Source organism: Streptococcus sp. P25B114 (assembly GCF_053010325.1).
The window spans coordinates 65878-76001 of record NZ_JBRKNW010000013.1; the positions used below are offsets into that span (position 1 = coordinate 65878).

Below are 10124 nucleotides of genomic sequence, written 5' to 3' on the forward strand. Positions count from 1 at the left end.
AAGGAAGAAAGAATGTACGATACAATTGTCATTGGTGCAGGTCCTGCAGGCATGACCGCCGCACTTTATGCAGGACGGAGCAATCTCAAGGTTGCCCTCCTAGAACGCGGTATTTATGGCGGCCAGATGAACAATACCGCTGAGATTGAAAACTATCCAGGCTACGACCATATTTCTGGACCAGCCTTGGCTGAAAAGATGTTTGAGCCCCTGGAAAAATTCGGTGTGGACCATATTTTCGGGACCCTCATCCGTATTGAAGAAGATGGACCTGTTAAAAAAGTGATTACCGAAGATGGCGTTTTGGAGACCAAGACGGTTGTCCTAGCCATGGGTGCCAAACACCGTCTGCTGGGAGTTCCAGGTGAAGATACCTACAACAGTCGCGGGGTTTCCTACTGCGCGGTCTGTGACGGAGCCTTCTTCCGTCAGCAAAAACTTTTGGTTGTCGGAGGGGGAGATTCTGCCGTGGAAGAGGCACTTTTCCTGACCCAATTTGCAGAGTCTGTGACCATCGTTCACCGCAGAGATCAGCTACGTGCCCAAAAAGTTATCCAAGACCGAGCTTTTGCCAATGAAAAAATTAAATTCATCTGGGACAGTGTTGTCGAGGAAATCAAAGGAGATGACCTGCGCGTGCAAAGCGTGGTTATCAAGAATGTCAAGACTGAAGAATTGTCAGAGCTTGAATTTGGCGGAGTCTTTGTCTATGTAGGGCTGGATCCGATGACTGAAAGCGTTGCGGATTTGGGTATTACCGATGAGGCTGGCTGGGTTGTGACCAATGAAAAAATGGAAACCAGCAAGTATGGCATCTATGCCATCGGCGACATTCGCCAAAATCAGCTCCGTCAGATTGCGACGGCTGTTGGAAATGGTGCAGTAGCTGGACAGGAAGTCTACAACTACATTACAGAACACGCTGAATAGGAGGGCTTATGTTTCACATTTACGATATTCAGAAAAATCCAGACGGTATTTCTTTTGAGAAAACACTGGATTTGACCCAGGAAGTTCAGGGGCGTTCCAGCGAGGTTTTGGACCTATCGCCTGTCCAGGTGTCTGGTCGTGTCCATTTTGAGGCGGGGATCTTTTTCCTAGATTACCAGATGACCTACGACATTACCCTGGCTTCTAGCCGTTCGCTCCAGCCAGTGGTCTTACGTCGTGAGGAGCAGGTCAACGAACTCTTTGTGGCCAATGAAGCTGCTCTCAAGGACCAGGATTTGATTGACGAAGATATGGTTTTTGTGGTGGAAGAGGACTGCATTGTCCTAGAAGAAAGTGTCGCAGACAACATTATTCTCAACATTCCTATCAAGGTTTTGACGCCAGAAGAAGAGGCTGGGCAGGATTTGCCGTCGGGCCAATCTTGGACCCTGATGACCGAGGATGATTTCCAACAGGAAGCCCAGGAAAAGAAAGAGGCTAATAGTCCATTTGCTCAATTGCAGGGCTTGTTCGATGAGTGAAAAAGCTAGTGAAAGATTCAGAAAAATGTCGGAAGGTTAAATTATCAGAAAATTCTTGCCACTAGACTCTTTTCGGTGTATAATAGAAGATAGTAATTATAGGAGTTAGTATACATGACAAAAGCAAACTTTGGTGTAGTAGGGATGGCCGTTATGGGTCGTAACCTTGCTCTTAACGTTGAATCACGTGGTTACACAGTAGCCATTTACAACCGCTCTGCTGATAAGACAGAAGATGTGGTAGCTAGCAACCCAGGCAAAAACTTGGTACCAAGCTATGATGTGGAAAGTTTTGTCGCATCTATCGAAAAACCACGCCGTATCATGCTCATGGTTCAAGCAGGGCCTGGTACAGATGCAACTATTCAATCTCTCTTGCCACACTTGGATGAAGGCGACATTTTGATTGATGGCGGAAATACCTTCTACGAAGATACCATTCGCCGTTCAAAAGAATTGGCAAATTCAGGCATCAATTTCATCGGTACAGGTGTGTCCGGTGGTGAAAAAGGTGCCCTTGAAGGTCCGTCTATCATGCCTGGTGGTCAAAAAGAAGCCTACGAATTGGTAGCAGATGTCTTGGAAGAGATTTCAGCAAAAGCACCAGAAGATGGAGCACCATGTGTGACTTATATCGGTCCAGACGGTGCAGGTCACTATGTAAAAATGGTCCACAACGGTATCGAGTATGGCGACATGCAGTTGATTGCTGAGTCTTATGACCTCATGCAACACTTGCTCGGTTTGTCAGTAGATGAAATGGCTGACATCTTCACTGAGTGGAACAAGGGTGAATTGGATAGCTACTTGATTGAAATCACAGCTGACATTTTGAAACGCAAGGATGACCAAGGTCAAGATGGTCCAGTTGTTGACTACATCATGGACGCAGCCGGTAACAAGGGGACTGGTAAATGGACTAGCCAGTCATCACTTGACTTGGGCGTACCATTGTCCTTGATTACAGAATCTGTATTTGCCCGTTATATCTCAACCTACAAGGATGAGCGTGTGGCAGCTAGCAAGGTCCTTCCAAAACCAGCACCATTTGCCTATGACGGCGATAAGGCTGAATTGGTGGAGAAAATCCGTCAAGCCCTTTACTTCTCAAAAATCATGTCTTATGCACAAGGTTTTGCGCAATTGCGCGTAGCGTCTAAAGAAAATAACTGGAACTTGCCATTTGGCGAAATCGCTAAAATCTGGCGTGCAGGTTGTATCATCCGTGCTCGTTTCTTGCAAAAGATTACCGATGCTTATGGACGTGATGAAGATTTGGCAAACTTGCTCTTGGATGAATACTTCCTTGACGTAACAGCTAAGTACCAACAAGCTGTCCGTGACGTTGTTGCCTTGGCAGTTCAAGCAGGTGTTCCTGTGCCAACCTTCTCAGCAGCCATTACTTACTTTGACAGCTACCGCGCTGAGAACTTGCCAGCAAACTTGATCCAAGCACAACGCGACTATTTTGGTGCCCACACTTACAACCGTAAGGACAAAGAGGGTGTCTTCCACTATGATTGGTATAGCGAAAAATAAATAATAGAAGTAGGGCGTGCAAGCGCCCTTCTTTCTGACTGAAATGGTCTTGAAACTTTCGATTAGATAAGGATATTATGGCTAAGAAAATTTTGATTGCAGGTCGTGAGCGCAATCTCTCGCATTTTGTTTCCATGGAATTGCAGAAGAAGGACTATTTGGTGGACTATGCTTCTACTGGCCAGGAGGCTTTGTCCTTGGCGCATGAGACGGATTTTGATTTGATTCTCATGAGTTTTCAGCTGTCAGATATGTCCAGTAAGGAATTATCCACGCAGTTATTAGCTATCAAACCTGCATCCGTCCTGATTGTGGCTATTGATTCGGCAGATGTGGATGAGCATGGTGAGGAAGTCTTGTCCTATGCGGTTTCCTATGTGGTCAAGCCCTTTGTCATCAGCGAATTGGTCGAGCAGATTTCAGCTATTTTCCGTGGTCGGGATTTTATTGACAATCATTGTACTCAGGTTCCCTTGCAGGCTGCTTATCGAGATTTGAAAATCGATTTTCAAAATCGCACGGTATCCCGTGGAGATGAGCTGATTAACCTGACTCGTCGAGAGTACGATCTCCTGGCGACACTGATGAATAGTCCTGAGCCTGTCACTCGCGAACAATTGTTAGAGCGGGTTTGGAAATACGAGGCGACATCATCGGAAACCAATGTGGTAGATGTCTATATCCGCTATCTGCGTGGGAAATTGGATGTAGCTGGAAAACCGTCCTATATCAAGACAGTTCGCGGTGTTGGATATGCCATGCGTGACTAAGTAAGAAAGGCTTGTCCTTTCTTTTTTGCTGGGCTTGTGTTAGTATTGTTAGTAAGAAATCTAAGGAGTAATTATGAATTCGTCGTTTAAAGAAAAGGCCTTGCTGATTTTATTGGCGGGTGCAATCCTCTTAGCTGTCCTTAATTGGTCGGCCTTGTACGCTATTATTAAGCTTGTCCTAGCAAGTATGAACTCTCTCTTCATTGGAGCAATCATTGCTTTCATCTTAAATGTACCTATGAAAAAGCTGGAAGTGCAGCTTGAAAAGGTCGCTTTTTTGAAAAAATCCAGCCGTAGTTTGGCCATTGTAGGGGTCCTCATTGCCTTTGTGATGATTGTGACAGGTTTGGTTCTGATTGTTTTGCCAACCCTGACCAAGACAGTTTCAGAGCTAGTAACGGTCAGCAGGACGGCTATTCCAAAATCGGTCACAGCCCTTACGGATTTTCTGGAGTCCAATGGCTTCTTGTCTGGTCAGATTGGTGACCAGATTGCAGGTTTTATTGAACAATTTAGGAATCTAGACTTTATTTCTAGTATTGTCACTCCGGTTCTGTCTCATCTGGTATCCAATGTTACAGGCATTTTTTCCAACACAATGACCCTGGTTATGGCCTTTTTCTTCACTTTGGCTATCCTGGGAAGCAAGGAACATCTGCAGTCCATGACGGGGAAACTCTTGCAGGCTACTCTGCCACAGAAAGCAGTTCGTCTGATCAACTACGTCGGGGAAGTTGTGATAGATACCTATGATAAATTCTTGATGAGCCAAATTGTAGAGGCCGTTATTATTGGGGTCCTGGTCTTTGTCAGCTATGGACTTTCTGGTATCCCCTATGCTAGCATGGCCGGTATTTTGGCAGGGGTCCTATCCTTCGTTCCCTATATCGGTCCATTTACAGCCTGCCTGATTAGTGCCCTCTTTGTGGCGGTACAAAATCCTTTGTTGGCTCTGTGGTCTATTGTTCTCTTCCAAATCATTCAATTGATTGAGGGTAATGTCATCTATCCGCGCGTAGTTGGACAGTCGGTTGGTCTGCCAACCCTCTTCACCCTGGCTGCAGCCCTGATTGGTGGAAATTTGTTTGGCCTTCTAGGAATGGTCTTCTTCACACCAATTTTTGCGGTCATTTACCGTCTGGTCAGGGAATGGGTTCACCATCGCCTGGATGACCAGATTGAAAGTACTTAGGAAAGCGTGCTTATCGCTTTCTTTTATTTTTGATTATTTTATGCTATACTGAAGTGATAAAAGCAAAGTAGGAGAAAGAGTATGCGTTGTCCAAAGTGTCAGAGTTTGAAGTCAAATGTTGTTGATAGTCGCCAGGCAGAAGATGGGAATACCATCCGTCGTCGCCGTTCCTGTGACCAATGCGGTCAGCGTTTTACCACCTATGAGCGAATTGAGGAAAAAACACTAGTAGTTGTTAAAAAAGACGGCACCCGTGAGCAATTTTCGAGAGAGAAAATCTTTAATGGCATTATTCGTTCGGCTCAGAAACGTCCAGTATCAACCGGTGATATTGATCAGGTGGTCAATCGAATAGAACAAAAGGTTCGCGCCCAAAATGATAGCGAAGTAGAAAGTGACTTTATCGGCAATTTGGTCATGGAAGAATTGGTTGAACTAGATGAAATCACTTATGTACGCTTTGCCTCTGTCTATCGCTCTTTCAAAGATGTTGGTGAGTTAGAAAACTTGCTCAAGCAGATGATTTCTAAGGGGTCAAAAGTGAAACCAGGTGCCAAAGATGAAACCAAATGATCCCTTTACCTATCTGAAAGCTGGGAATTTTGCACCTGATGTAATCAGTCTGAGCAAATGTTACCAGCCCATCATCGGTTTGGATGCGCTAGCGCTGTATTACTATTTATATAGTTTTGGTGACTCGGGGCAGGGGCGTTACCAATGGACTAGCATTCTAAATCACATGAATGTTGGCTTTCATCGCTTGCAGCAGGCGCTGGATATTCTGTCAGCAGTGGGTCTGTTGAAGATTTATCAGCTTGACGAGACTAGGGGCCTAGAGCTAATGCCTCCTTTAAGTGTCGGAGAATTTTTAGGCAAGCCCTTGTATCGGCATCTTCTTGAGCAAAGAATTGGCGAGGTTTCTGTGGAGAATCTCATACCCGCTAGCCCTAGCCAGGATAAGAATGTTTCCAAATCTTTCTCAGACGTTTTTGATGTGGAAGGACATATTTCTCCTGTAGCTAAGAGTAAGAGGGACTTTGACTGGTCAGCCTTCAAGGCTATGATGGCCAAGGACCAGCTACGATTTCAGGATGAGACGGACGATGTGATTGCTCTTAGTCACATAGCAGAGCGGTCCGGCTGGACCTGGTTGGAAACCTATCACAAGGTCAAGGAAACGGCTATCGGCCAGGTTATTTCGACCAAACGACTGTCACAGTCAGACCAAGCCTCCGCTAAACAAACGAGTGGGCTCACAGACCAGGAAAAAATCATCGTTCGTGAGGCCAAGTCCAAGTCTAGTCTGGAATTTTTGGTCTTCATTAAGGAACAAAGAAAGGCAGCAGTGACCCAGTCGGAGCGCAAGTGCCTGACAGATTTGGCTCAAATTGGTCTCTTGGATGAAGTTATCAATGTCCTTGTTCTTTACACTTTTAATAAGGTGGATTCGGCCAATCTCAATGAAAAATACGCCCTCAAGTTGGGCAATGATTTTTCCTATAAGGGGATTGGAAATGCAGAGGCAGCTGTCCTTTATCTGAGGGAATTGAAAGCAGGAAACAACAAGAAGGCAAGTGTCCTGAACAAGCAAGTGTCAGCAACTAATGTGCCGGACTGGAGCAAGGAAGAAGTTAAGCAAGAGCAAACGAGAGAAGGACAGGCCCAACTAGCCGCCCTCTATCGCGAATTGGAAGAAATGGAAACACAAGGAGGTGGCTGATGAAATCAGTGCAAGACAGGCTGTCACAAACAGCCAACTCTAGTCGCAAGTCCTATCAAGAACTCTACCAGGAGATTGTAGCGGATGCAGATGTGGCTGACTTTATAAAAGAACAAGGTTTGACACAGCAGGAAATTACCTTGTCTATTTCCAAATTTTTGGAATATATCAGCCAGCGCGACCAGTTTCTCAAGCAAGACGAAAGTTATATGGCTAAGGGCTACCAGCCTGTTCTCATTATGAATGAGGGCTATGCGGACGTGTCCTATTTGGAAACGGCAGAATTGGTTGAGTATCGTCGTCTGGAAGCTATCAAAAATCGCATTCAGCTCATCAATATGCCAGCCAGTCTGAAAAATGTGACGGTGGCGGACATTGATAAGAACGATGAAAATCGGGTGGAAATCATGTTGGCCATTGCAGATTTTGTCAAACGCTTTGATGAAAAGCCCAAAGGACTCTATATCTACGGTCATTTTGGCATTGGCAAGTCCTATCTCATGGCTTATTTGGCTAATCTCTTGTCTAAAACGCATTTGCAGTCGACCACCATGCTCCATTATCCGACTTTTGTGGTGGATATAAAAAATGCCATCAAAGACGGTTCAGTTAAGGATAAGATTGACGAGATTAAGACCGCTCAAGTTTTGGTCTTGGATGATATTGGGGCTGAGCAACATAGTCCGTGGGTGCGTGACGATGTGCTACAGGTCATTCTTCAATACCGCATGCAGGAAAATCTACCGACCTTCTTTACTTCCAATTTCTCCCTTGATGATTTGGAGCGGCATTTCGCCTCTGGCAAGTCTGGTGATGAAACCTGGCAGGCCAAACGTGTCATGGAGCGCATTCGCTATTTGGCACGAGATTTACACCTGAAAGGGATCAACCGACGATGAATGAAACCATTGATTTGATGCTGGCCCATAGTTCTGTCCGCCGTTTTACAGATGAACCGATTGAGCGGGCGGATTTAGAGGCTATTATCACAGCTGGCCGTGCTGCCTCCAGCTGGAAGAATTTCCAGTCCTACTCAATAATTGTCATCCAGACTGAGGAAAAAAAGCAGGCCCTGTATGATTTGGTGCCCCAACCTGCTATCTTGCAGGCCAAGGCCATTCTGTTTTTCGTCGGCGACCACAATCGTGCCAGCAAGGCAGCGGAACTCCACGGAACCGATTTTGATGCCAAGGGTACGGAAAATCTCTTGATTTCCTCGGTTGATGCGTCTTTGGCTGGTCAGAATGCCCTGCTTGCTGCGGAAAGTCTAGGTTACGGCGGTGTCTTTATCGGCATGATTCGTCATCAGGCTTTGGCAATGGCAGAGCTGTTCAATTTACCAGACTATACCTATCAGATTTTTTGTATTGCACTAGGTCTTCCAGCTCAAGCTCATCCTGTCAAACCGCGTTTGGCGACAGAGGCAATTGTCTTTGAGGAAGAGTATGTCGAGCAGGATATTGAAATCATCAAATCCTACGATCAGATCCAGACAGTATACGCTGGAGACCGCCAGACTGAATTGTGGTCAGAACGGATTGTAGCCCAATTTGGCCAGGCAGAACAAGCTGAAACCAAGGTTATTTTAGAAAAAAATAAATTATTGTAAGAGAAGAGGAGGAGCTATGGCTCTACCAACTATTGCCATCGTGGGACGTCCCAACGTTGGTAAATCAACATTATTTAACCGGATTGCGGGGGAACGCATTTCTATCGTCGAGGATGTGGAAGGTGTGACACGCGACCGTATCTATGCGACTGCTGAATGGCTCAATCGCAAGTTCTCCATCATTGATACTGGAGGAATTGACGATGTAGACGCTCCCTTTATGGAGCAAATCAAGCACCAGGCTGATATTGCTATGAGCGAGGCTGATGTCATTGTCTTTGTCGTGTCTGGAAAAGAGGGTGTGACCGATGCGGATGAGTATGTATCTCGCGTCCTTTACAAGACCAACAAGCCAGTCATTTTAGTTGTCAACAAGGTCGACAACCCAGAGATGCGTAATGAGATTTATGATTTTTATTCGCTTGGACTAGGTGATCCGTATCCTGTGTCATCTGTCCACGGGATTGGTACAGGGGATGTCTTGGATGCTATCATTGAAAACCTACCAAATGAAGAGGTTGAAGAAAATCCAGATATTATCAAGTTCAGCTTGATTGGTCGTCCCAACGTTGGTAAATCCAGCTTGATTAATGCTATTTTGGGTGAAGAGCGCGTGATTGCTTCTCCAGTAGCTGGAACGACTCGTGATGCCATTGATACGCACTTTACAGACCCAGAAGGTCAAGAATTTACCATGATTGATACGGCAGGGATGCGTAAGTCTGGTAAGGTTTATGAAAATACCGAGAAATATTCAGTCATGCGTGCCATGCGTGCCATCGACCGTTCAGATGTGGTCCTCATGGTCATCAATGCCGAAGAAGGTATTCGTGAGTATGACAAACGCATCGCAGGCTTTGCCCATGAAGCTGGTAAAGGAATGATTATCGTTGTCAACAAGTGGGATACGCTTGAAAAAGACAATCATACTATGAAGAAATGGGAAGACGATATCCGCGACCAATTCCAGTATTTGTCTTACGCACCGATTATCTTTGTATCGGCCTTGACCAAGCAACGCTTGCATAAGTTGCCTGAGATGATCAAGGCCATTAGCGAAAGCCAGAATACCCGTATTCCGTCGGCTGTTCTTAACGATGTCATCATGGATGCCATTGCCATTAACCCAACACCGACCGACAAGGGCAAACGCTTAAAAATTTTCTATGCGACCCAGGTTGCGACCAAGCCACCTACCTTTGTGGTCTTTGTCAACGAAGAAGAGCTCATGCACTTCTCCTACATGCGTTTCTTGGAAAATCAAATTCGCAAAGCCTTTGTTTTTGAAGGAACGCCGATTCATCTGATCGCACGGAAACGGAAATAACACACATGAGAGGACCTCTTGGTCTTCTTTTTTGCTTAAAACCCAATTTTCCTTATTGACAATTGACTCTTTAGCTGATAGAATAATCAAGCTATCATTTGAAGCATTTGTTGATCAGGCTTTTAGAACCTAGCCGATGAAAAATAATTTTAAAATTTTTGAAAAAAGCTATTGACAGTATTAGATATAGATGATAGAATAATGAAGTTGTCTCGCGAGGGACTGTTTGCGAAGTAGAAACGAAAAAAGTTTCAAAAAGTAGTTGACAGGAAATCAGGGATGTGATATACTGATATAGTTGTCGCGAGAGACGATAAGACCTTTGAAAATTAAAGAAGACGAACCAAACGTGCAGGGTGATTTATAGAAATATAAATCGTCAATGACAAAAAAACAATAAACGGATAAGCCAGAGTGCTTAGTCGGACAAACTAATTTTAATGAGAGTTTGATCCTGGCTCAGGACGAACGCTGGCGGCGTGCCTAATACATGCA

The 10124-nt window shown here is 45.1% G+C and carries 10 protein-coding genes and 1 rRNA gene; all 11 read left to right on the plus strand.

The features are described 5' to 3' along the window. Positions 1-12: 12 nt before the first annotated feature. A complete protein-coding gene (trxB, locus tag ACVC7T_RS07640; RefSeq protein WP_105160214.1) occupies positions 13-930 on the plus strand; it encodes a thioredoxin-disulfide reductase in 918 nt (305 codons plus the stop codon). An 8-nt stretch (positions 931-938) separates the two neighbouring features. Continuing rightward, on the plus strand, positions 939-1472 hold the full coding sequence (locus tag ACVC7T_RS07645; RefSeq protein ID WP_170242371.1) for a YceD family protein: 534 nt from the start codon (positions 939-941) through the stop codon (positions 1470-1472). 114 nt (positions 1473-1586) lie between these two features. Next, entirely contained in the window at positions 1587-3011 is a 1425-nt protein-coding gene (gene gndA, locus ACVC7T_RS07650; protein ID WP_447262734.1) for an NADP-dependent phosphogluconate dehydrogenase, read from the plus strand. Positions 3012-3088: 77 nt separating this feature from the next. Then, a complete protein-coding gene (locus tag ACVC7T_RS07655) occupies positions 3089-3781 on the plus strand; it encodes a response regulator transcription factor (RefSeq protein WP_105111625.1) in 693 nt (230 codons plus the stop codon). A gap of 73 nt (positions 3782-3854) precedes the next feature. Continuing rightward, positions 3855-4973 carry an AI-2E family transporter gene (locus tag ACVC7T_RS07660; protein WP_105160212.1) on the plus strand — a complete coding sequence of 373 codons (1119 nt, stop codon included), beginning with the start codon at positions 3855-3857 and terminating at the stop codon, positions 4971-4973. Between the two features lie 81 nt (positions 4974-5054). After that, the gene (gene nrdR / locus ACVC7T_RS07665; protein ID WP_105160211.1) at positions 5055-5546 is read left to right on the plus strand and encodes a transcriptional regulator NrdR; all 492 of its coding nucleotides are present in this window, start codon (positions 5055-5057) and stop codon (positions 5544-5546) included. Then, the gene (locus ACVC7T_RS07670) at positions 5533-6693 is read left to right on the plus strand and encodes a replication initiation/membrane attachment protein (RefSeq protein WP_105160210.1); all 1161 of its coding nucleotides are present in this window, start codon (positions 5533-5535) and stop codon (positions 6691-6693) included. Before nrdR ends, ACVC7T_RS07670 begins: the two co-directional genes overlap by 14 nt. Next, entirely contained in the window at positions 6693-7592 is a 900-nt protein-coding gene (gene dnaI / locus ACVC7T_RS07675) for a primosomal protein DnaI (protein WP_105160209.1), read from the plus strand. Before ACVC7T_RS07670 ends, dnaI begins: the two co-directional genes overlap by 1 nt. Next, positions 7589-8302, plus strand: coding sequence for a nitroreductase family protein (locus tag ACVC7T_RS07680; RefSeq protein ID WP_161943007.1), 714 nt, complete (start codon positions 7589-7591; stop codon positions 8300-8302). The genes dnaI and ACVC7T_RS07680 overlap by 4 nt, the downstream gene beginning before the upstream one ends. A gap of 16 nt (positions 8303-8318) precedes the next feature. Further along, positions 8319-9629, plus strand: a complete 1311-nt coding sequence (gene der / locus ACVC7T_RS07685) for a ribosome biogenesis GTPase Der (RefSeq protein ID WP_105160208.1) — start codon at positions 8319-8321, stop codon at positions 9627-9629. 436 nt (positions 9630-10065) lie between these two features. Continuing rightward, positions 10066-10124, plus strand: a 16S ribosomal RNA gene (locus tag ACVC7T_RS07690); the annotation flags it as partial.